The organism is Pseudomonas sp. GD03903 (assembly GCF_029840045.1).
In the GTDB taxonomy this organism is placed as follows: domain Bacteria; phylum Pseudomonadota; class Gammaproteobacteria; order Pseudomonadales; family Pseudomonadaceae; genus Pseudomonas; species Pseudomonas pseudonitroreducens.
Map to the genome: position 1 here is coordinate 26,135 of NZ_JAOCBT010000023.1, position 20,419 is coordinate 46,553.

21 protein-coding genes are annotated in these 20,419 nt (G+C 66.3%); 18 read left to right on the plus strand and 3 right to left on the minus strand.

Annotation, left to right across the window (positions count from 1 at the left end; all coding sequences use genetic code 11):
• Positions 1–99: 99 nt before the first annotated feature.
• The 16 genes from N5C91_RS26520 to N5C91_RS26595 all read left to right on the plus strand — a co-directional run bounded on the left by N5C91_RS26520 (position 100) and on the right by N5C91_RS26595 (position 15,851).
• Positions 100–849 (plus strand): GntR family transcriptional regulator, encoded by a 750-nt coding sequence (locus tag N5C91_RS26520; RefSeq protein WP_279833131.1) that lies wholly within the window; start codon positions 100–102, stop codon positions 847–849.
• The gene (locus N5C91_RS26525) at positions 846–2,597 is read left to right on the plus strand and encodes a fumarate reductase/succinate dehydrogenase flavoprotein subunit (RefSeq protein WP_279833134.1); all 1,752 of its coding nucleotides are present in this window, start codon (positions 846–848) and stop codon (positions 2,595–2,597) included. Before N5C91_RS26520 ends, N5C91_RS26525 begins: the two co-directional genes overlap by 4 nt.
• A gap of 240 nt (positions 2,598–2,837) precedes the next feature.
• Positions 2,838–3,083: a ferredoxin family protein gene (locus tag N5C91_RS26530; protein WP_279833136.1), complete on the plus strand. Its 246-nt coding sequence runs from the start codon at positions 2,838–2,840 to the stop codon at positions 3,081–3,083.
• A 174-nt stretch (positions 3,084–3,257) separates the two neighbouring features.
• Complete coding sequence (locus N5C91_RS26535) at positions 3,258–4,664, plus strand: ABC transporter substrate-binding protein (protein WP_236200233.1); 1,407 nt, start codon at positions 3,258–3,260, stop codon at positions 4,662–4,664.
• A 47-nt stretch (positions 4,665–4,711) separates the two neighbouring features.
• Positions 4,712–5,500, plus strand: coding sequence for an ABC transporter permease (locus N5C91_RS26540; RefSeq protein WP_236200232.1), 789 nt, complete (start codon positions 4,712–4,714; stop codon positions 5,498–5,500).
• Positions 5,497–6,345, plus strand: a complete 849-nt coding sequence (locus N5C91_RS26545; protein WP_236173369.1) for an ABC transporter ATP-binding protein — start codon at positions 5,497–5,499, stop codon at positions 6,343–6,345. Before N5C91_RS26540 ends, N5C91_RS26545 begins: the two co-directional genes overlap by 4 nt.
• Positions 6,342–7,313, plus strand: a complete 972-nt coding sequence (locus N5C91_RS26550) for a HEAT repeat domain-containing protein (protein WP_279833139.1) — start codon at positions 6,342–6,344, stop codon at positions 7,311–7,313. Before N5C91_RS26545 ends, N5C91_RS26550 begins: the two co-directional genes overlap by 4 nt.
• The gene (locus tag N5C91_RS26555; RefSeq protein ID WP_279833142.1) at positions 7,310–7,588 is read left to right on the plus strand and encodes a gamma-butyrobetaine hydroxylase-like domain-containing protein; all 279 of its coding nucleotides are present in this window, start codon (positions 7,310–7,312) and stop codon (positions 7,586–7,588) included. The genes N5C91_RS26550 and N5C91_RS26555 overlap by 4 nt, the downstream gene beginning before the upstream one ends.
• 133 nt (positions 7,589–7,721) lie before the next feature.
• On the plus strand, positions 7,722–8,426 hold the full coding sequence (locus tag N5C91_RS26560; protein ID WP_279833143.1) for an SDR family NAD(P)-dependent oxidoreductase: 705 nt from the start codon (positions 7,722–7,724) through the stop codon (positions 8,424–8,426).
• A 91-nt stretch (positions 8,427–8,517) separates the two neighbouring features.
• Positions 8,518–9,537 carry an AraC family transcriptional regulator gene (locus tag N5C91_RS26565; RefSeq protein ID WP_236173373.1) on the plus strand — a complete coding sequence of 340 codons (1,020 nt, stop codon included), beginning with the start codon at positions 8,518–8,520 and terminating at the stop codon, positions 9,535–9,537.
• Between the two features lie 320 nt (positions 9,538–9,857).
• Positions 9,858–11,099, plus strand: a complete 1,242-nt coding sequence (locus tag N5C91_RS26570) for a sterol desaturase family protein (protein WP_279833144.1) — start codon at positions 9,858–9,860, stop codon at positions 11,097–11,099.
• Position 11,100: 1 nt separating this feature from the next.
• The gene (locus tag N5C91_RS26575; RefSeq protein WP_279833145.1) at positions 11,101–11,658 is read left to right on the plus strand and encodes a hypothetical protein; all 558 of its coding nucleotides are present in this window, start codon (positions 11,101–11,103) and stop codon (positions 11,656–11,658) included.
• A 148-nt stretch (positions 11,659–11,806) separates the two neighbouring features.
• Positions 11,807–13,738, plus strand: a complete 1,932-nt coding sequence (locus N5C91_RS26580; RefSeq protein WP_279833147.1) for a DUF1302 domain-containing protein — start codon at positions 11,807–11,809, stop codon at positions 13,736–13,738.
• Positions 13,739–13,751: 13 nt separating this feature from the next.
• Complete coding sequence (locus N5C91_RS26585; RefSeq protein WP_279833149.1) at positions 13,752–15,116, plus strand: DUF1329 domain-containing protein; 1,365 nt, start codon at positions 13,752–13,754, stop codon at positions 15,114–15,116.
• A gap of 55 nt (positions 15,117–15,171) precedes the next feature.
• A complete protein-coding gene (locus tag N5C91_RS26590; protein ID WP_045207353.1) occupies positions 15,172–15,549 on the plus strand; it encodes a hypothetical protein in 378 nt (125 codons plus the stop codon).
• 38 nt (positions 15,550–15,587) lie between these two features.
• Positions 15,588–15,851, plus strand: coding sequence for a hypothetical protein (locus N5C91_RS26595; protein WP_045208809.1), 264 nt, complete (start codon positions 15,588–15,590; stop codon positions 15,849–15,851).
• A gap of 6 nt (positions 15,852–15,857) precedes the next feature.
• On the opposite strand, the gene N5C91_RS26600 is transcribed toward N5C91_RS26595, so the two are convergent.
• The 3 genes from N5C91_RS26600 to N5C91_RS26610 all read right to left on the minus strand — a co-directional run bounded on the left by N5C91_RS26600 (position 15,858) and on the right by N5C91_RS26610 (position 18,569).
• Positions 15,858–16,502, minus strand: coding sequence for an alpha/beta family hydrolase (locus N5C91_RS26600; RefSeq protein WP_279833154.1), 645 nt, complete (start codon positions 16,500–16,502; stop codon positions 15,858–15,860).
• A 299-nt stretch (positions 16,503–16,801) separates the two neighbouring features.
• Entirely contained in the window at positions 16,802–18,085 is a 1,284-nt protein-coding gene (locus N5C91_RS26605) for an OprD family porin (protein ID WP_279833256.1), read from the minus strand.
• A gap of 118 nt (positions 18,086–18,203) precedes the next feature.
• The gene (locus N5C91_RS26610) at positions 18,204–18,569 is read right to left on the minus strand and encodes a hypothetical protein (protein WP_279833156.1); all 366 of its coding nucleotides are present in this window, start codon (positions 18,567–18,569) and stop codon (positions 18,204–18,206) included.
• Between the two features lie 208 nt (positions 18,570–18,777).
• Here N5C91_RS26610 and N5C91_RS26615 point away from each other — a divergent pair, with 208 nt between their 5' ends.
• Together N5C91_RS26615 and N5C91_RS26620 are read left to right on the plus strand one after the other, a co-directional pair.
• Entirely contained in the window at positions 18,778–19,266 is a 489-nt protein-coding gene (locus tag N5C91_RS26615; protein ID WP_279833158.1) for a helix-turn-helix domain-containing protein, read from the plus strand.
• Between the two features lie 11 nt (positions 19,267–19,277).
• Positions 19,278–20,405 carry an HlyD family secretion protein gene (locus tag N5C91_RS26620; RefSeq protein ID WP_279833160.1) on the plus strand — a complete coding sequence of 376 codons (1,128 nt, stop codon included), beginning with the start codon at positions 19,278–19,280 and terminating at the stop codon, positions 20,403–20,405.
• Positions 20,406–20,419 lie beyond the last annotated feature (14 nt).

The following is a 20,419-nucleotide window of genomic DNA, read 5'->3' on the forward strand; positions in this document are numbered from 1 at the left end:
TGCTGACGGCGCTTTCTATGCTTATGCGAAATCGTTTCTTGTCCTGAATCAGCTATTCCTTTTATAGTTTCGGCAACTCGTCATAACAAGTTATGAACTATGGCCGAACTACTCCCCCTCTCCCCCGTTCCCCTGTACAGCCAGCTCAAGGAAATCCTCCGCACGCGCATCCTCGACGGCACCTATCCGCCGCTCAGCCGCATGCCGTCCGAGGCCGAGCTGGGCAAGGCCTTCGAGGTCAGCCGGATTACCGTGCGCCAGGCGCTGGGCGACCTGCAGAAGGAAGGGCTGATCTTCAAGATCCACGGCAAGGGCACCTTCGTCGCCAAGCCCAAGGCGTTCCAGAACGTCAGCACCCTGCAGGGCCTGGGCGAATCCATGACCCAGCGCGGCTACGAGGTGATCAACCGCCTGCGCAGCTTCAAGAGCGTGCCCGCCAACGCCCAGGTCGCCGCGCGGCTGCAGGTGGCCGAGGGCGAGAACGTCGTGCAGATCAAGCGCGCCCGCCTGGTCAACCGTGAGCTGGTATCGCTGGAAATCACCTGGCTGCCCGAGGCCGTCGGCAAGCGGCTGGAAAAGGCCGACCTGGTCAGCCGCGACATCTTCCTGATCCTGGAAAACGACTGCGCCCTGCCCCTGGGCCATGCCGACCTCGCCATCGACGCCATCCTCGCCGACGCCGAACTGGCCCGCGCGCTGGAGGTGGAAGAAGGCTCGCCGGTGATGCGTATCGAACGCCTGACCCACACCGCCGACGGCGCGCCGCTGGACTACGAACACCTCTACTACCGCGGCGACGCCTTCCAGTACCGCCTGCGCATCGACCGCCACAAGGGACATCAGCAATGACCCAGTTCGATCTCTCCCAGATCCCCGAGGACAAGCAACTCGCCTACGACATCGTGGTGATCGGCGGCGGCACCGCCGGGCCGATGGCCGCGATCAAGGCCAAGGAAGCCAACCGCGAGCTGCGCGTGCTGCTGGTGGACAAGGCCAACGTCAAGCGCAGCGGCGCCATCAGCATGGGCATGGACGGCCTGAACAACGCCATCATCCCCGGCCACGCCACGCCCGAGCAGTACACCAAGGAAATTACCGTCGCCAACGACGGCATCGTCAACCAGGCGGCGGTCTATACGTACGCCACCCACAGCTTCGAGACCCTGCAGCAGCTGGACCGCTGGGGCGTGAAGTTCGAGAAGGACGAGGTCGGCGACTACGCGGTGAAGAAGGTCCACCACATGGGCGCCTACGTGCTGCCCATGCCCGAGGGCCACGACATCAAGAAGGTGCTGTACCGCCAGCTCAAGCGCGCACGCATCGAGATCACCAACCGCCTGGTGGTCACTCGCCTGCTCACCGATGGAGAAGGCGCGGTCAACGGCCTGCTCGGCTTCGACTGCCGCACCGCGCAGTTCCAGGTGATCCGCGCCAAGGCCGTGGTCCTCGCCTGCGGCGCCGCCGGGCGCCTGGGCCTGCCCTCGTCCGGCTACCTGATGGGCACCTACGAGAACCCCACCAATGCCGGCGACGGCTACGCCATGGCCTACCACGCGGGCGCGGAACTCTCGAACCTGGAGTGCTTCCAGATCAACCCGCTGATCAAGGACTACAACGGCCCGGCCTGCGCCTACGTCACCGGCCCGCTGGGCGGCTACACCGCCAACAGCAAGGGCGAGCGCTTCATCGAGTGCGACTACTGGAGCGGCCAGATGATGTGGGAGTTCCATCAGGAACTCGAAGGCGGCAACGGCCCGGTGTTCCTCAAACTGGATCACCTCGCCGAGGAAACCATCCAGACCATCGAGGAAATCCTCCACAGCAACGAACGACCCAGCCGCGGCCAGTTCCACGCCAACCGTGGCACCGACTACCGCCAGCAGATGGTGGAGATGCACATCTCCGAGATCGGCTTCTGCTCCGGCCATTCGGCCTCGGGCGTGTGGGTCAACGAGAAGGCCGAGACCAGCGTCAAGGGCCTGTACTCGGCCGGCGACATGGCTGCCGTGCCGCACAACTACATGCTTGGCGCCTTTACCTACGGCTGGTTCGCTGGGGCCAATGCCGCGCAATACGTGGCCGGCCGCGAGTTCAGCGAGGTGGATGCCGCCCAGGTCGAGCGCGAGCGCGAACGCGTCTTCGCCCCTTTGAAACGCGAGCACGGCCTGCCGCCGGCACAGGTGGAGTACAAGCTGCGGCGCATGGTCAACGACTACCTGCAGCCGCCCAAGGTGACGAAGAAGATGGAGATCGGCCTGCAGCGCTTCGCCGAGATCGCCCGCGACCTCGACCAACTCAAGGCCAGCAACCCGCACGAACTGATGCGCGCCATGGAAGTCAGCGTGATCCGCGACTGCGCCGAAATGGCCGCCCGCGCTTCGCTGTTCCGTACCGAGAGCCGCTGGGGCCTGTATCACCACCGTGTGGATTACCCGCTGCGCAACGACGCCGACTGGTTCTGTCATGCGCACCTGAAAAAAGGTGACGACGGCGAGATGACCAGTTTCAAGAAGCCCATCGAGCCTTATGTGATCGCGCTGGATGAGGATGAGCAGCAGGCTTACGAGAAGCTGCGGGTGAAGAGCGAGGCGGCTTGAGATTTTCTCTCACTGAAGCCCCCTCACCCCAGCCCTCTCCCAGGGGGAGAGGGAGCCGTTTGGCACGATTGGCGACGACGGAATCAGCCGTCGAACGCCAATTTCTTCACCGCTCAGGACAGTCCCCTCTCCCTCTGGGAGAGGGTTAGGGTGAGGGAAGGCCCGACAGCCCAGAACCACCGAACAGAATCAGCCCGCCGCCAAGACGGCCGGCAAGCAACACGATGAGGACCGCGTGCAATGGCCTACCAACCCCAGGAAATCTTCTTCCGCTCCAGCGCCCCGGTAACGGTGGACGAAGACAAGTGCATCGCCGACAAGGGCTGCACCGTCTGCGTCGAGGTCTGCCCGATGGACCTGCTGGCGATCAACCCCGCCACCCAGAAGGCCTTCATGGCCTTCGACGAATGCTGGTACTGCATGCCCTGCGAGAAGGACTGCCCGACCGGTGCGGTGCGCGTGGAGATTCCCTACCTCCTGCGCTGATCCAGCAGTCGCACCGGCTCCCGTAGGATGGCGTGGAGCGCAGCGATACCCATCAATCCAATAAGAAACGCCATCCGGCCCCACCGCCGGACGCCTGATGCACCGCCCCTCGTTTCCCACCGCAAGGCCTGCGGCGGAGACGATTCCAACACTCATGATTCGAGGGGAACTCCCATGACCTTGCGCACCACCCTGGCCGGCCTCGCGCTCGCCATTGCCAGTATCACCGCCCACGGCGAGACCATCCGCGTCGCCATCGGCACCCAGGACACCACCATCAACTGCGCCGCCGGCGGCCTGCTGATCCGCGAACTCGGCCTGCTCGACAAGTACCTGCCGCACGACGGCAAGTACCAGGACGCGCAGTACGACGTGCAGTGGAAGAACTTCACCAGCGGCGCGCCGCTAACCAACGAGATGCTCGCCGGCAAGCTCGACTTCGGCGCCATGGCCGATTTCCCCGGCTCGCTCAACGGCGTCGCCCACGAGGCCGCCGGCAAGCGCAGCCTGTTCATCAGCGTGCTCTCGGGGAGCATCGAGGGCAGCGGCAACGGCATCGTCGTCCCGGCCTCGTCCAAGGTGCAATCGCTGGCCGAGCTCAAGGGCCAGACCATCTCCGTGCCCTTCGCCTCCACCGCCCACGGCCTGCTGCTGCGCGCCATCGCCGCGCAAGGCTGGGACCCGGAGAAGGACGTGACCATCATTGCGCAGCCGCCGGAAGTCGCCGGCTCCGCCCTGCAGGCCAACAAGATCGCCGCCCACGCCGACTTCGTGCCCTTCGCCGAGCTGTTCGAAAGCCGTGGCATCGCCCGCAAGATCTACGACGGTTCCCAGGCCAAGGCGCCGACCTTCCATGGCGCGCTGGTGGAAGCCGACTACGCGCAGCAGTACCCGGAAATCGTCGAGGCCTACCTGCGCGCCACCTACGAAGCCAACCAACTGCTGGCGAAAGACCCGGAGAAATACAGCGAGCTGATCGAGAAGGTCGCCGGCATTCCCGCCGAAGTGAACTACCTGTTCCACGGCCCGCTCGGCCTGCAGACCCGCGACCTGACCTGGAAGCCCGAATACCGGCAGGCCGTCACCACCGCCATCGACACCCTGAAGCTGCTGAAGAAAGCCGACCGCGGCCTGAACGTCGAGCAGTTCGTCGACGACCGCTACATCCGCGCCGCCTTCAAGGCCTCCGGCGCCGACTACGACGCTGCGCTGAAGAACTACGCGCAGCAGCCGTTGCTGGGTAACGACGCTCTGACCAACAAGCCGATCAGCGATACGCGCAAGGTCGCGCAGATCTGGGTGCGCGGCGAAGCGAAAGTGCGCAGCTACGCGACCGCCAGGGAAGCGCTGGGGCAACTCGCCGAACTGAAGCAGCAAGGCAAGGACATCCGCGCGGTCTACGCCCAGGCCAGCGACAGCGGCATCAAGCTGCTGGCCAGCCAGGCCTGGTTCGTACGTGGCAAGGACGGCGCGCTGGACGCCTTCCTGCTGCACGAACAGGCCGACGCCTTCGCCCGCCAGCACGGTGGGGAAGTCGCCGACTTCGCCGCTGCCAGCCAGCAGGCGGTCGCCAGCCGCTGAGGTGCAGCCCCGGTGCCGCGCGCACCGGGGCTCGACGGAGAACGATGATGAACACCACCACCCTCACCCGCTGGAGCCTGCGCCTGGCCTCGCTGCTGGTCTGCCTGGCGTTCTGGCAGGTGCTCAGCGCGCGCCACGTGAACCTCGGCGTGGTCACCTTCGCCAACGTGCCCGGCCCGCGTGATGTGCTGGAAGCGGCCTGGAACCTGGCGCAGTCGAGCAAACTCGGTCGCCACCTGGGCAGCAGCCTGCTGCGGGTACTCGCCGGTTACCTGCTGGCGGCCTTCGCCGGCATCGCCCTGGGGTTGCTCATCGGCCGTGGCCGCTGGGCACGCGACAGCCTGCTGCCGCCGCTGGAAGTGCTGCGGCCGATCCCGGCGGTGGCGTGGATACCGCTGGCGATCCTGATGTTCCCCAGCTCCGAGCTGTCGATGATCTTCATCACCTTCACCGGTGCGCTGTTCCCCATCCTGCTCAACACCATCCACGGCGTGGAAGCGGTCGATCCGCGCCTGCTCGCCTCCGCCCGCAGCCTCGGCGCCGGGCGCCTGGCGCTGCTGCGCGAGGTGGTGCTGCCGGGTGCTGCGCCGAGCATCGTCACCGGCCTGGCCATCGGCATGGGCACCTCGTGGTTCTGCCTGGTGACCGCCGAAATGATCTCCGGGCAATGGGGCATCGGCTACTACACCTGGGAGTCGTACACCTTGCAGAACTACCCCGACATCGTCGTCGGCATGCTGCTGATCGGCGTGCTCGGCATGGCCAGCAGCCTGCTGGTGCGCCAGCTCGGCAGCCTCGTCACACCCTGGCAACGCCAGGCCGGAGGCAAGCCATGACGCTGCCTGCCAGTGCGCCGGGGCGCGTGCGTGTCGATGGCCTGTCGATCCATCTCGGCAGCGGCCGCGACGCCTTCGAGGCCGTGCAGTCCCTGAGCTTCGCCATCGAGCCCGGTGAATTCGTCTGCGTGCTCGGCCCCTCCGGCTGCGGCAAGTCCACCCTGCTCGGTGCCCTTGCCGGCCACCTGGCGCCCAGCGCCGGCAAGCTGGAAGTGGACGGTGGTCCTGTCGCCGGCCCCTCGCCCGAGCGCGGCATGGTGTTCCAGCACCACACCCTGCTGCCCTGGCGGCGCGTGCGCGACAACGTCGCCTTCGGCCTGAAGATGCGCGGCGTGCCCCGCGCGGAACGCCATCGTCAGGCCGACGAGATGCTCCAGCTGGTGGGCCTCAACGGCTTCGCCAATCGCTGGCCGTCGCAGCTCTCCGGCGGCATGCAGCAACGCGTGGAAATCGCCCGCGTGCTGATCAACCAGCCGCGCCTGCTGCTGATGGACGAACCCTTCGGCGCCCTCGACGCGCAGACGCGGATGATGATGCAGGAACTGCTGCTGGACATCTGGACGCGCCTGCGCACCAGCGTGCTGTTCATCACCCACGATATCGACGAGGCGCTGTTCCTCGCCGATCGCATTCTGGTGATGAGTCCGCGCCCCGGACGCATCCTCGAAGACATTCGCCTCGACTTCCCACGCCCGCGCCACGCCGACCTGCTCACCAGCGCGGAATTCTCCCGGCTCAAGCGCCACTGCCTGGAACTGCTGCGCCACGAAGACGGCCGCCAGCTGCCACGCCTGACGCCACTGGGCCTGCCCACTCCACAACGGATACCGCGATTCGCCATATGACTGCCTTCAATCACAGCACAGACAACCCCGACATCCTCGACCTGCAACCGCGTCTGCAGGACGCCGACGCCGGCGTGCGCCGCATCGCCCTGATCGAGCTGGCCGACCTCGAAGACCCCGATGGACTGCCCTGGCTCGCCCACGCGCTGACCCATGACGACGCCGCCAGCGTGCGTGCCGAAGCCGCACGCCTGCTGGAAGCCTGGGAAGAGCCCGACGTCGTGGACGCGCTCTGCCAGGCCCTTGCCGACGGCGACGAAGATGTGCGCGAGGCTGCCGCCCAGAGCCTCAGCGAGCTGAAGACCGCCGAGGCCGGCGTACGCCTGCTGCCCTGGGCAACGCACAGCGAAATCTTCGTCCGCCGCAGCGCCCTGCGCGCCTTGCGCGAACTGCGCCTGGAAGCCGCCGCCGAACCGGCGCTCACTGCGCTGCAGGACACCGACGCCGGCGTGCGCCGCGAAGCCGTGGGCATCCTCGGCTGGCTCAAACGCACCGACGCCCTGCCGCACCTGGCGCGCCTGACCCGCGACGACCCGGACGCCGAGGTCCGCCGCGCGGCCGCCGGCGCCCTGGGTCTGGCGATCGACGCCAGCGTGCTGCCAGCCTTGCAGGCCGCCCTGGCCGATGCCGCCTGGCAAGTGCGCGAGGAAGCCGCCGGCACCCTCGGCAAGCTGGCCCTGCCCGAAGCCGGCGAAGCCCTGGTGCAGGCACTGGAAGACGACTTCTGGCAGGTTCGCCTGCGCGCCGCCCGTTCTCTGGGCAAGCTGCGCTACCTGCCGGCGCTGGAGGGTTTGAAGGTTGTGCTCGGCCACGGCATCAGCAACCTGCGCAAGGAAGCCGCGCTGGCCCTGGGCGAGCTGGGCAGCGGCGATGCCATCGACACCCTGCGCAACGCCGAGCAGGACGGCGACCCGGAAGTCCGCAAGGCCGTGCGCATCGCCCTCGCTCAACTCGGACAGCACACATGAACACGCCGGTCGCGCTGCATCGTTCCAGCACAGACGGCGAACTGCGCATCCGCTGGGATGACGGCGTCGAGCAATGCATTGCCTTCACCCGCCTGCGCGGCGCCTGCCCCTGCTCGCAATGCCGGGCAGCGCGGCTGCACGGCCGCATCGAGCTGGTGCAGGCCGGCGTAGCCCTGCAACAGCTGAACCTGCAGGGCTACGGCGTGCAATTGGTGTTCGACGACGGCCATGACCGCGGGATCTACCCCTGGGACTATCTCCGCAGCCTGGCCTGAATCCGCACGGGCCGGCACACAGATGACGCGCTGCCGCATCCAATCTGGCGCGCAGGAACATGCCGCGCGGCGGCAGGGTGATTAGCGTTCGCAGCATACCCACAAGAACGTCAACCACCGAGCGTCATTCATCATGCATCCATCGCTTTCCCAACGCGTCATCGCCATCACCGGAGCCTTCGGCAACCTCGGTGCGGCGCTGGCCAACCAGGCCGCCGCAGCCGGCGCACAGCTTGTGCTGATCGACCGGGCCGAAGCACCGCCCGCGGACTTCCGCGCGCCCGACGGCGCCCTGCTGCTGACCGCTATCGACCTCGCCTCGCTGGCCGACGCCCAGGCCGCAGCGCGCCGGATCGACGAACGCTTCGGCCGGCTCGACGCGCTGGTGAACGTCGCCGGTGGCTTTGCCTGGCAAACCCTGGCCGAAGGCGATGTCGAGTGCTGGGATCGCCTCTACACCCTCAACCTGCGCACAGCCCTGTGCGCCTGCCAGGCGCTGCTGCCGCTGATTCGCCGGTCCGCCGCCGGGCGCATCGTCAACCTCGGCGCCGGCGCAGCCAGCCGCGCCGGCTTCGGCATGGGCGCCTACGCCGCCTCCAAGGCCGGCGTGCTGCGCCTGACCGAAAGCCTCGCCGAGGAACTCAAGGACCAGGGCGTCACGGTCAACGCGGTACTGCCGAGCATCATCGACACGCCGCAGAACCGCGCCGCCATGCCCGAGGCGGACTTCGGCCGCTGGGTCACGGCCGAACAACTGGCGGGGGTGATCCTCTTCCTGCTCAGCGATGCGGCCGCCGCCATCACCGGCGCCGGGATTCCGGTCAGCGGCCGCGTCTGAGCGTGCCGACGGACGCCGCTGGCTTCGGCGGCGCCCGACTTGCTAGATTGCACCCGCTCTCCAACCGGACCACCGGATCGTCCCACACGCCATGCATCCTGCCACCGCCAGCGCCGCCTTCGTCAACCACGTGCTGAACACCGCCGAGCAATACGGCTGTGACGGCGAACTGCTGCTGAACGAAATCGGCCTGCAACGCGAGCGCCTCGCCGACCCGATCCTGCGCATCCCCATGCACCAGCTGCGGGCCCTGCTGGAGCTGGCGGTGCGCATGAGCGGCCTGCCGCACTTCGGCCTGCTGGTCGGCGCAGCGGTACGCCCCGGCAGCTACGGCGTGCTGGGGGCGGTGTCGATGACCAGCGCGACGCTGGGCGAGTCCATGAGCATGATCCGGCGCTTCGGCAAGATCGTCTTCGACAGCCCGTCGAGCCAGACGCATATCGTCATCGGCGACGGCCGGGTACTGCTGGAGGACCAGCGCATCACCGAGCTGGAACCCTACTGCGCCTGCCAGCAGGACGCCGTGCTGGCGGGCTGGACGGCGTTCGGCCGCTGGCTGATCGGCAGCAGCGCAGCGCTGCTGGAAGTGCAGATGATTCACCCAGCGCAGGGCGACGCCGCCCTCTACGACGAGTTCTTCGGCTGCCCCGTGCAGTTCAACGCCCCGCGCAACGCACTGGTTTTCCCCGAGGCGATGCTCGCCGCGCGCATCCAGGGCGCCGACCCGCGCACCCACAAGAGCCTGCTGCTGGAGGCGGACCTGCAACTGGGCCGCTCCTACGCGCCGCTCTCGGTGATCGGGCGGCTGCGGGCGCTGCTGATCGAGCACATGCCCGGCGGCGAAGTCAGCCTGGATGGGCTGGCCAGCGAACTGGCCATGTCGCCACGCACCCTGCAGCGCAAGCTGGCCGCCGAAGGCGAAAGTTTCTCCCAGGTGCTGGAAACCATGCGCATGGAACTGGCCGATCATTACCTGCGGCGTACCGACTCCAGCGTCATGGAGATTGCCCTGATGCTCGGCTTCTCCCAGGCCAGCGCCTTCAGCCACGCCTTCCGCCAGTCTCGCGGCATCTCCCCGGCAGACTTCCGCAAGACCCTGCGCGCCGGCTGATCACCCCGCCCTTTGTAGGAGCGAGCTTGCTCGCGAACCGCTCTCCTGAGATGCCGTGCAAGGCTCGGCAGAACGTAGGGCGCATAACGCCCCAGGCGTCATCCGCCGGCCTGTTTGCGTTGTGTGCATGAACATCGGCGGATAACCGCAAACGGTTATCCGCCCTACGCGAGTCAACCCACCAAGCCGCTATACCGCGTCATAAATCCTCCGAATTCCGCGATGATTGACGTCACGCAACATGCGCACTGGCGCCCTGCATCACGCCCGCCCTGGCGCATCGCGTTAGCCTCCGTGCAACAAAAAAAGGAGGCAGAAACATGCCCAACATGATCGTCTACGCCGTGCCGGCGTTCCTTGTGCTGCTGCTGGTCGAACTGCTCTGGAGCGTCTGGCGACGGCGGCAGACCTTCGCTCTCTCCGACAGCCTGTCGAGCGCGTCGCTGGGGCTCAGCGGCCAGGTGGTCAACCTGTTCGTGCGCGCCATGAACTTCGGCATCTACCTGCTGGCCTACCAGTACCTGGCGCTGTTCGACCTCTCCACCTCGCAGTGGTGGGTCTGGGTCATCGGCCTGCTCGGCTACGACTTCTGCTACTACTGGCACCACCGCATGGGCCACGAGGTCAACCTGGTCTGGGCGTCCCACGTGGTGCACCACTCCAGCGAGGAATTCAATTACTCCACGGCGTTGCGCCAGACCAGCACGGGCTTCCTCACCAACTGGTTGTTCTATTGGCCGCTGGCGCTGATCGGCATTCCGCCGAGCGTGTTCATCGTCGCCGGGGCGGTGATCCTCGGCTACCAGTTCTGGATTCACACCCGCCACATCGGCAGCCTCGGCTGGTTCGACCAGTGCTTCGCCTCGCCGTCCAACCACCGCGTGCACCACGGCCAGAACGCCTACTGCGTGGACAAGAATTACGGCGGCGTGCTGATGCTCTGGGACCATCTGTTCGGCACCTTCGCCAAGGAGCGCCCGGCGTCGGAGGAGCCGATCATCTATGGCATCCACGGCCAGCTGAAAACCTTCGACCCGCTCAAGGCGAACCTCCACAAGTACCGTGACCTGCTCGCCGATGCCCGCCTGGCCGATAACTGGAAAGACCGAATTCGCGTCTGGTTCGCCCGCCCCGGCTGGCGCCCGGCCGCCGCCGAGCGCCTGGATCCGAAACCGCCCCACGACATCACTGCATTCCGTATCTACCGCCCGCGCATCTCCGCCGCCACGGCCTTCTATTGCCTGCTGCAGATGCTCCTGCTGATGGCGCTGGGCATGGGCTTCCTGGCCTTCGCCTACCAGTTGCCGCTGGCCTGGAAAATCGTCGGTGCGCTGTGGATCATCGCCTCGCTGTGGGTGCTCGGCCGCAGCCTGGAAGGGGCTTCCGGGAATGGTCGCTGGCAGTTGCTGTGGCTGTGTTCGCTGGCGATTCCGGCGGCCATCGGCCACCTGCAATGGGGCCTGCCGGTAGCCTGGGCAGTAGCGCTGTTCTTCGCCGCGACACTGACCCTGTTCGGCATGCTGCTGCGTTCGCTGCGCCAGTCCGCCACCCTGGAGGTGTGAGATGAACTCCAGCGTGCTCTGCGAACTGTTGTTGTGCGCCGCCAGCCTGTGGGCCGCAGTGGACAGCCTGAAGCATGCGCACGGATGGCGCGCCGGCGGATTCGCCCTGATCGCCGTCACCGCGCTGCTCGGCGCGCTGGTCTATGGCGGACTGGAGACGGCACGACCGGCGCACCAGACCATGACCGGCATTTCCGCACGCATCGGCCTGCTGTTCATCGCCATCGGCAGCCTGCACGGCGCGCCCCGCCATCTGCTGCTCGCCGCCCTCGCCGCGCTGATGCTCTGGTTGCCGGACAACCTGGCGCTGCTCGGCAACCTGCTGGCACTGCTCGCCATCGCTTGGCCCGGCCGCTCGCAGCGCTGGCCGCTGGCAATCGCCGGCGCCCTGCTGTTCGTCCTCGCCGGGCTGGGCATTGCCGGCCGTGGCGAATGGTGGGGCATCCCGCGCGTGGACCTCTATCACCTCACGCTGCTGCTGGCGACGCTGTGCTGGACGCTGGCACGGCTGCGCGGCACGCGCTGGCTGCCTGGCACGCCAGCTTCCCTGGTCCGCTGAGCGCAGGGCCGCCCACCACCGGAGAACCACATCCGGCGTGAACGCAACACGCCCATTTGCCTTCGCAGAGCACTATCCGAAGGGGCGCCGCCACGAGGCCCCATCTGATGACACACACAATAAGAACCAGTCGTTGGAGTAGCCTCACATGACCACCAGATCCCGCAAGCGTCGCTTGCAGACCGGGTCCGCCTTTGCCTGCGTTTTACCCCTGATGCTCAGCGGCCAGTCGAAGGCCGTCGAGTTCAGTTTCCTCGACAACCAGCTCAGCGGTTCGCTGGACACCACCGTGTCCTACGGCGCGCTGTGGCGCGTGCAAGGTCAGGACAAGACCAACAACGACGTCAACAGCAACGACGGCAACCGCAACTTCAGCACGGGGCTGGCCTCGGAGGTGTACAAGATCACCTCCGACCTGGAGGCCACCTACCAGAATTACGGCCTGTTCATGCGCGGCTCGGCGTTCTACGACACGCAGATCATGGACAAGCGCAACGACTACTACGACCACAACGAACCGCCACAGCCCAGCCAGAGCTACCCGCACAACGACCATTTCACCGACGCCACCCGCGACACCGCCGGGCACCGCGCGGAAATCCTCGACGCCTACCTCTACGGTAACTGGGATATCGCCGACCATCCGCTGAGCGCGCGCCTGGGCAACCAGGTCTTCAACTGGGGCGAAGGCGTGTTCTACCGCGGCGGCATCAACACCACCAACCCGGTGGACGCCGCCAAGTTCCGCCTGCCGGGCTCCGAGCTCAAGGAAGTGCTGATGCCGGTGGAGGCGGTCAGTTTCAATATCGGCCTCACCGACAACCTGTCGATGGACGCCTTCTACCAGTGGAACTGGAAGGAAACCCGCCTCGATCCGGCCGGCACCTTCTTCTCCGAGACCGATCTCTTCGCCGATGGCGGCAACACCGGCTACACGCGGGTGAAGGCACTGTCCGACCCGACCTTCCAGAGCCTCTACCCGATGCTCTCGGCCAGCCATTTCGCCGGCCTGCAGGGTACCGACTACCTGGACCAGAACGGCTACTTCAAGGTCAGTCACATCGGCAAGGACATCAACGCGAAGAACGACTGCCAGTTCGGCGTGGCCTTCCACTACATCGCCGAGCAGCTCAACTCCACCGAATTCGGCTTCTACTTCGTCAACTACCACGCCAAGGACCCGGTGATCTACGCCGATCTGAACCAGAGCTACGCCGGACTGGACATGGACCAGCTGGCCCGGCTGGTCGGCTCGCCGTCCTACGACGCACTGGTGCAGAGCGGTGGGCCGATGCTCGGCCTGATCAACGCCGCCGCGGCGGTGGACATGGCCAACCAGGCCAACGCCCGCCGCGAGTACGTCGAGAACATCCGCATGTATGGGCTGAGCTTCAACACCACGCTGGGCGACGCCTCGCTGTTCGGCGAGATCGCCTACCGACCCAACCTGCCCATTGGTGTGGCGACCACCAACGACCTGCTCGGCGACATGCTCGCCCAGGCCGGCAAGATCGCCGACGGGCAGAAGGTCAATGTCGGCGGGCAGATGGTCGGCCTCGGCGGAGCGGTGCACGACTACGAGCGCGTGGAATCCTTCAACAGCTCGCTGGGGACGATCTACAACTTCGGCCCGTCGCTGTCCTTCGACTCCTTCATGGGCGTGTTCGAGGTCGCCGCCGAGCAGCTGCGCGGCAGCAGCCTGCAATACACCGCCTATGACGGCAGCACCCGCTACTACTCCGGGCGCAGCAACGGCGCGTACGTTTCCGGTTTCGACCGCAGCGACCAGGTCAACCGCAATGCCTACGGCGCCACCCTGCTGCTGACCGGTACCTGGAACGACGTGTTCGCCGGGGTCAACCTCTCGCCCTACGCCGTCTACAAGGACGACTTCAGCGGCAACTCGCAGCAGGCCGGCAACTTCATCGCCGGGCGCAAGGCCTACACCCTGGGCCTCAAGGCGACCTACCTGAACAGCCTGGAAGCCGAGCTGCAGTACACCGAGTTCTACGGCGCCGGGCAGGAAAACGCCGCCCGCGACCGCGACAACGTCGGCTTCAACGTCAAGTACTCCTTCTGAGCGGAGATTCACCATGGGCAACATCCGTACCCTAGCCGGCGCTATCGCGCTGGCCCTGTCCTCCAGCGCTGCGCTGGCGGCGGTTTCCCCGCAGGAAGCGGCCAGGCTGCAATCCACCCTCACGCCGCTGGGCGCGGACAAGGCCGGCAACGCCGCCGGCAGCATCCCCTCCTGGACCGGCGGCATCACCCAGGCCCCGGCCGGCTTCAAGCCCGGCCAGCATCCCATTGACCCGTACGCGGCGGACAAACCGCTGTTCACCATCACCAGGGCCAACCTCGAGCAGTACAAGGCCAACCTCACGCCCGGCCAGTTGGCGATGTTCAACAACTACCCGGACACCTTCCAGATTCCGGTATACCCGACCCGCCGCAGCGGTTCGGCGCCGCAATGGGTCTACGACAACACCCTGAAGAACGCCACCACGGCCAAACTGGCGGAGAACGGCAACGGCTTCGTCGATGCCTTCGGCGGCATTCCCTTCCCGATTCCGCAGAGCGGCGTGGAAGCGGTGTGGAACCACATCGCCCGCTATCGCGGCACCTTCATCGTGCGCCGCTCCGCCGAGGCCGCCGTGCAGCGCAACGGCGACTACTCGCCGGTGGTCACCCAGCAGGAAGCGCTGTTCAAGTACTACCAGCCGGGCGGCAACTTCGAAGGTCTGGGCAACCGCATGTTCTACTTCCTCGCCTTCACCAAGAGCCCGGCGCGCCTGGCTGGCAGCGCCGCGCTGGTGCACGAGACACTGGACCAGGTGAAGGAACCGCGCCAGGCCTGGGCCTACAACGCCGGCCAGCGCCGCGTGCGGCGCGCGCCGAGCCTGGCGTATGACACGCCCATCGCCTCCTCCGATGGCCTGCGCACCGCCGACGACACCGATCTGTACAACGGCGCGCCGGACCGCTACGACTGGAAGCTGCTGGGCAAGAAGGAGGTCTACATCCCCTACAACAACTTCCGCCTGGCCAGCGCCGAGGTGAAGTACAAGGACCTGCTCACGCCCAACCACCTCAACCCGCAGTACACCCGTTACGAACTGCACCGCGTGTGGGTGGTGGAAGGCACGCTGAAGCCGGGCGCGCGGCATATCTACTCCAAGCGCGTGCTGTTCCTCGACGAGGACAGCTGGGGCGCCGCCGAGGTGGACCAGTACGACGGCCGAGGCGAGCTGTGGCGCGTATCGATGGCCTACCTGCGCAGCTACTACGAGCTGCCCACCACCTGGACCTCCATCGACGTCTTCCACGACCTGCAGGCGCGCCGCTACGTGGCGATGAACCTGGACAACGAAGAGCCGGCCAGCATCGACTTCACCCAGGCGCTGCCGGACGGCGAGTACTTCAGCCCGTCGGCCCTGCGTCGACGCGGCACCCGCTGACCCTCAGCCCATCGCGGGGCGCTCGGCCCCGCTTCCCCGCAAGGAAACCTGAACGATGTCCAGACCCGCCCTCACCCTCAACTGGTTCGGCTGCTACCTGATGCTGCTGGGCCTGGCGCTGATGCTGGTGCCCAACCTGCTGCTCGGCCTGTTCCACATCGCTGCCACGTCGGAGGTGTGGATACGGATCGTCGGCGTGCTGGCATTCAACATCGGCGTCTACTACCTCGCCGCCGCGCGCAGCGAATCGCGGCCGCTGTTTCTCGCCTCGGTGTATACCCGCGCGTTGGTGCTGGCCAGCTTCGCCGCCTTTGCCCTGCTGCAATTGTGCGAACCGATAGTGGTGCTGTTCGGCGCCGTGGACTTCTGCGGCGGCCTGTGGACGCTGCACGCCCTGCGCACGGAGAACAGCGCTCACGCCATCAGGAACTAGACTTGCTGCTTCCCCTGTCAGCCCTGGAGGTCGCCAGCATGCAACCTGTCACGCTCACGCTTGCCGCCTGCGTCCTGCTTCTGGGCGCCTCGGCCGGGTACGTCCACGCCGAGGGCGATGTCGCGAAGGACGTTCGCGACCTGCATCGCGATATCGACAAGGGCGTCGACCACGACGCCAAGGAGATCGACAAGGGCTACCAGCACGACAAGCACGAGGTGGAAAAGACCGATGACCACCTCGACAAGGAACGTCACAAGGAAGACAAGCACCTGGACAAGGAGATCAAGAAGGACCTCTGAACCTGCCTAGGACAGCGCGCCCTGCAGGTGCTGGATCACCCTCTCCACCGCCTGCTCCAGGCAGCCCTTGAAGAAGTGATCGGCGCCGGTATAGAGCAGCACTTCGCGCTGCTGCGGCCGCGCCCAGTCCAGCAGGTTGGCCAGCGGCGCCATTTCGTCCGCCTCACCGTGCAGCAGCAGGCAACCGGCCGGCACCGCCTGTGCTTCGTAGTCGCGGCCGCCGGGGACCGTTCCCACCGGCAAACCCATCAGCACTAGCGCTTGCGCCGCGGGCGACAGCTCGCTGGCAACGCGGGCGAACACATAAGCGCCGAAGGAAAAGCCCACCAGCGCCAACGGCAGGCCGGGATACTCGCTACGCAGATGCTCGATCACCGCCAGCATGTCCTGCGCCTCGCCGATGCCTTCGGCGTACTCGCCTTCACTGCCATCCACGCCACGGAAGCTCGGCCGCACGGTCAGCCAACCGGCTGCGCAGAGCTTGCGCGACAGGGTCAGCGGCACGCGATGTCGCGGGCTGCCGCCCAGCAGCGGCTGCGGATGGCTGATCAGCGCGACACCTTGCGGCGGCACACCCGGCCGGTCGATCAGCAGTTGCAGCTTGCCCACCGGGCCATCGATCAGTTGTGTGCGGCGCTCTTCTTCGGACATCGACTCTTCTCGCGGAACGGAAACGGAGCGCCGATTGTAGCGCCCCGCCCGCTCCCTTCAGCACCACAGCCTTGCAGTGGGCCGCACTCGTAGGGCGCATAACCTGCGCCGCCAGCCAACTAACGGCGGATAACGCTGGCGCGTTATGCGCTCTGCGAACCGGGAATACGTCAGGCCCTGTAGGAGCGAGCTTGCTCGCGAACCGCTTGAATCTGGAGCGGCCGGGCAATCCATTCGCGAGCAAGCTCGCTCCTACGAAGAGCTCCTAAGGCAGCACTCAGCAACGTGCTGCCTTGGCGTTACAGGATCGACAGCGGGTAATCGACGATCAGGCGGAACTCGTTGACGTCGCCTTCCACCTGGTCGGCATTACCCCGGTGGATCGCCTCGCGCAGGCGCAAGGACAGGTCCTTCGCCGGCCCGGACTGCACCACGTACCTGGCCTCCAGGTTGGTCTCGTGGTGCTTGCCATCCTCACCATAGCCATAGCCGCGGTACTGGCTGTCGGCAGCCATCTTCGTGCCGTCGATGCCGTGGCCGTTGACGTAGCGGGCCATGAAGCTCAGGCCGGGAATGCCGTAGGTGGCCATCGCCAGGTCATAGCGCAACTGCCAGGACTTCTCTTCCGGGCCGTTGAAGTCCGAGTACTGGATGGAGTTGGCGAGGAAGATCGAGTCGCCGGTGTCGCCGGGGCCGTTGACACCGAACGCCACGTAGTCGAACGGCGTATCGCCATGCACCTTCTGGTAGGCCAGCGTCAGGGTGTGGGCGGTGAGGAAGGTGTACGCGGCGGCGGCGGACCAGGTGGTGTTGCTGATCTCGCCGGCCTTGGCGCTGCCGTCGTCGTTGGTGCGGTAGATATTGAAATCGAAGTTCAGCGACTGGTCGTCCGCCAGCGGCAGCGTGTAGTTGGCGTTGCCGTAGTACTGGCGCCACACGTCCTCCAGCCTGGAGGTATAGAGCGAGAAATTCAGCGCGTCGTTGACCATGTACTTGCCGCCGACGTAGTCGATGCTGCTGGCCTCGACGTTGGCATAGGAAGCCCAGATGCCATGGTCACCGTTGGTGGTCACCGGGCCGTTGCCGCCGGTGAAGTGGCCGCCGTCGAGGTCCAGGCCCTCGATCTCGCTGCTGAGCACGTTGAAGCCGGTGGCCGTCTGCGGGAACAGGCGCGTGCCGCCGGCGGCGAACACCGGCGCGGTGGGCTGCAGGTCGCCCCAGCGCAGCTCGGTCTTCGAGACGCGCAATTTCACCGCGCCGCCGGCACGCCCGTACTGGCTTTCCGGCGAGTCATTCTCGCGCACCGGCAGGTTGCCGGTCCCGGAGGTGCCAGCGCCGCCATCCAGGCGGATACCCCAGTTGCCGAAGGCCTCGACCCCGAAACCGACGGTACCCTGGGTGAAGCCCGAGCTGTAGTTCAGCGTGAAGCCCTGGGTCCAGTCCTTGCGGTCGCGGTCCCCGGACTTGTGGTCACTGTTGTAGTAGTAATTGCGCATCAGCAGCGAAGCCGTGCTGCCTTCGATGAAGCCGGTGGCTTCGGACTGGTCGGCAACCACGGCCGCATGGGTCAGTTGAAACGGCATGCCGGCGGCGGTTGCCCCCAGGCACGCGCCGAGCAAGGTGAGTCGGAACGCGGACATCTGCTACCTCTTTGTTGGACTTGTCTTGGCAGGTGTATCGATTGGGTACTGCACAACTTTCTTATGTTTCCCTGCCATAGGCAGAGCGAGCGAAGAAATAACAATCCGCTGCTTTGCCCTCCAACCAGCCTTGTCGATAGTCGATATCGAAACGAATGATTAAGCATTTGTCGCTAGCGCCATTAAGCTTGCGCCCCGATGAAGAACATGAGTCCCGGATGCCCGCTCCAGAGCGTCCGGAGGATTGCTCCACTTCATCATCCTTTGGTTTGGCCGCCTCCCCAGGCGGCCTTTTTTTGCCTGCTGGAAAGTTATCGAACACACCTTCCAGGCCATTCCCGGATAATTCTTTCGGCCAACTTCCTGCTCTTGCAAAGACAGTTTCAAGACAACTTCGCAGAACTTCTTCGTACAACTTCTGCAGCATTGGGCAACTTTTCCCGCGGTGGTGATAGCGCCTCGGCATACCGCTCATCCCCACGGCCGTTTCCCCTTCGATGAGTCACTTGCGCAAAGCAAGCGACCCCATTAGATTACAACCATAATCTCTCAAGCCGCCGCTCGCCTGCTGCCCTGCCAGGCCCGTAGCCAGGCGGACTTATTAGATGATGATATTCATGTAAAGAGAGGTCGCCATGCGCCGATCCAGCTTCGAAAACCTGCCCTGCCCGGTGGCCCAGGCGCTGGACCTGATCGGCGATAGCTGGAACGTGCTGATCCTGCGCGAAGCCTTCTACGGCTCCACCCGCTTCGACCAGTTCCACGCACGATTGGGCATCGCCAGCAACGTGCTGACCCGGCGCCTGCGCGCACTGGTGGACAGTGGCCTGCTGCAACGCCGCCAGTACCACGACCATCCACCGCGCTTCGAATACCTGCTCACCGATCGCGGCCGCGACCTGCGCCCGGTACTGCTGACCCTGCTGCAGTGGGGCCAGCGCCACGCCGCCATGGCCACTGCCGCCGAGCTGGTCGACACCCGCACGGGCCAACCCGTGCGCATCGCCCTGGTGGACGCCGACAGCGGCGAAGCCATCGGTGCGCAGCACCAGATCCATCGCCGCGAGGGCGACCAGCTCGTCCCCGTCTTCCCGCAAACCGTTTCCCAAGCCGATCACGCCTGAGCGAGGCCGCCATGAACCAGCCCGTCACCCTTCCCGCCACGCCAGCCGTCGACACGGCGAAGCCGAAGTCGCGCAAGGCCCTCAAGCTCGCTGTCGCCGCGGCAGCCATCCTCGGCGCGGGCATATACGCCGGGCACTGGTGGCTCGACGGTCGCTTCCTGGAGAAGACCGACGATGCCTACGTCGGCGGTGACGTGACGGTGATCAGCCCGCGGGTGGCCGGCTATATCGCCGAGCTGAAGGTGAACGACAACCAGCTGGTACATGCCGGCGACCTGCTCGCCCGCATCGATGATCGCGATTACCGCGCCGCGCTGGCCAAGGCGGACGGCGCCGTGCATGCCGAGGAAGCGGCGCTGACCAATGTCGATGCCCAGGCCTCGCTTCAGGAAGCGCTGATTCGCCAGAGTCAGGCGGAGATCGACGCGGCGGCTGCCGAAGAAGTGCGCACCCGCGACGACCAGCACCGCTACGCCACCCTGGTGCGCACCAATGCCGTGTCGGTGGAAGCCGCGCAGCGCGCCGATGCCAGCTTCAAATCCGCCCGCGCCAACAGCGACAAGGCCCACGCCAGCCTGCTCGCCGCGCGCCGCCAGCTGGACGTGATCCACAGCCAGCGGCTGCAAGCCCAGGCCGCGCTGGAGCAAGCCATGGCTGCCCGCGACCTGGCGCGCCTGGACCTCGACTACACCGAGCTGCGCGCTCCGGTGGACGGCTACATCGGCAACCGCCGCGCACGGGTTGGCAGCTATGTCGCCGCCGGCACCCAGTTGCTCGCCGTGGTCCCCGCACAGGGACTGTGGGTGGACGCCAATTTCAAGGAGGATCAACTGGCGCGCATGCAGCCCGGGCAGGCGGTGACCATCGCCGCCGACATCCTGCCGGGCAAGGTCTTCCACGGCCACCTGGACAGCCTCGCCCCGGCCACCGGCGCGCAGTTCAGCATCCTGCCGCCGGAGAACGCCACCGGCAACTTCACCAAGATCGTCCAGCGCGTGCCGGTGCGCGTGCAACTGGACGACGCCGATGGTCGCCTCGGCAACCTGCGTCCGGGCCTTTCCGTGCTGGTGGAAGTGGACACCCGCAGCCATGAGCATGGCGCTGCCGACCCGCGCGTCGCCCAGAGCCTCCGGCCGTGAATTTCTGGAGCAGC

Bases quoted from the DNA above. Each gene is read 5' to 3' on its own strand.
- N5C91_RS26565 (WP_236173373.1), top strand. From the start codon at position 8,518: ATGCATCCTGCCACCGCCAGCGCCGCCTTCGTCAACCACGTGCTGAAC.
- N5C91_RS26610 (WP_279833156.1), bottom strand. From the start codon at position 18,569: ATGCTGCAGAAGTTGTACGAAGAAGTTCTGCGAAGTTGTCTTGAAACT.
- N5C91_RS26520 (WP_279833131.1), top strand. From the start codon at position 100: ATGGCCGAACTACTCCCCCTCTCCCCCGTTCCCCTGTACAGCCAGCTC.
- N5C91_RS26550 (WP_279833139.1), top strand. From the start codon at position 6,342: ATGACTGCCTTCAATCACAGCACAGACAACCCCGACATCCTCGACCTG.
- N5C91_RS26585 (WP_279833149.1), top strand. From the start codon at position 13,752: ATGGGCAACATCCGTACCCTAGCCGGCGCTATCGCGCTGGCCCTGTCC.
- N5C91_RS26620 (WP_279833160.1), top strand. From the start codon at position 19,278: ATGAACCAGCCCGTCACCCTTCCCGCCACGCCAGCCGTCGACACGGCG.
- N5C91_RS26575 (WP_279833145.1), top strand. From the start codon at position 11,101: ATGAACTCCAGCGTGCTCTGCGAACTGTTGTTGTGCGCCGCCAGCCTG.
- N5C91_RS26545 (WP_236173369.1), top strand. From the start codon at position 5,497: ATGACGCTGCCTGCCAGTGCGCCGGGGCGCGTGCGTGTCGATGGCCTG.
- N5C91_RS26540 (WP_236200232.1), top strand. From the start codon at position 4,712: ATGAACACCACCACCCTCACCCGCTGGAGCCTGCGCCTGGCCTCGCTG.
- N5C91_RS26600 (WP_279833154.1), bottom strand. From the start codon at position 16,502: ATGTCCGAAGAAGAGCGCCGCACACAACTGATCGATGGCCCGGTGGGC.
- N5C91_RS26595 (WP_045208809.1), top strand. From the start codon at position 15,588: ATGCAACCTGTCACGCTCACGCTTGCCGCCTGCGTCCTGCTTCTGGGC.
- N5C91_RS26560 (WP_279833143.1), top strand. From the start codon at position 7,722: ATGCATCCATCGCTTTCCCAACGCGTCATCGCCATCACCGGAGCCTTC.
- N5C91_RS26580 (WP_279833147.1), top strand. From the start codon at position 11,807: ATGACCACCAGATCCCGCAAGCGTCGCTTGCAGACCGGGTCCGCCTTT.
- N5C91_RS26525 (WP_279833134.1), top strand. From the start codon at position 846: ATGACCCAGTTCGATCTCTCCCAGATCCCCGAGGACAAGCAACTCGCC.
- N5C91_RS26615 (WP_279833158.1), top strand. From the start codon at position 18,778: ATGCGCCGATCCAGCTTCGAAAACCTGCCCTGCCCGGTGGCCCAGGCG.
- N5C91_RS26605 (WP_279833256.1), bottom strand. From the start codon at position 18,085: ATGCCGTTTCAACTGACCCATGCGGCCGTGGTTGCCGACCAGTCCGAA.
- N5C91_RS26590 (WP_045207353.1), top strand. From the start codon at position 15,172: ATGTCCAGACCCGCCCTCACCCTCAACTGGTTCGGCTGCTACCTGATG.
- N5C91_RS26535 (WP_236200233.1), top strand. From the start codon at position 3,258: ATGACCTTGCGCACCACCCTGGCCGGCCTCGCGCTCGCCATTGCCAGT.
- N5C91_RS26530 (WP_279833136.1), top strand. From the start codon at position 2,838: ATGGCCTACCAACCCCAGGAAATCTTCTTCCGCTCCAGCGCCCCGGTA.
- N5C91_RS26555 (WP_279833142.1), top strand. From the start codon at position 7,310: ATGAACACGCCGGTCGCGCTGCATCGTTCCAGCACAGACGGCGAACTG.
- N5C91_RS26570 (WP_279833144.1), top strand. From the start codon at position 9,858: ATGCCCAACATGATCGTCTACGCCGTGCCGGCGTTCCTTGTGCTGCTG.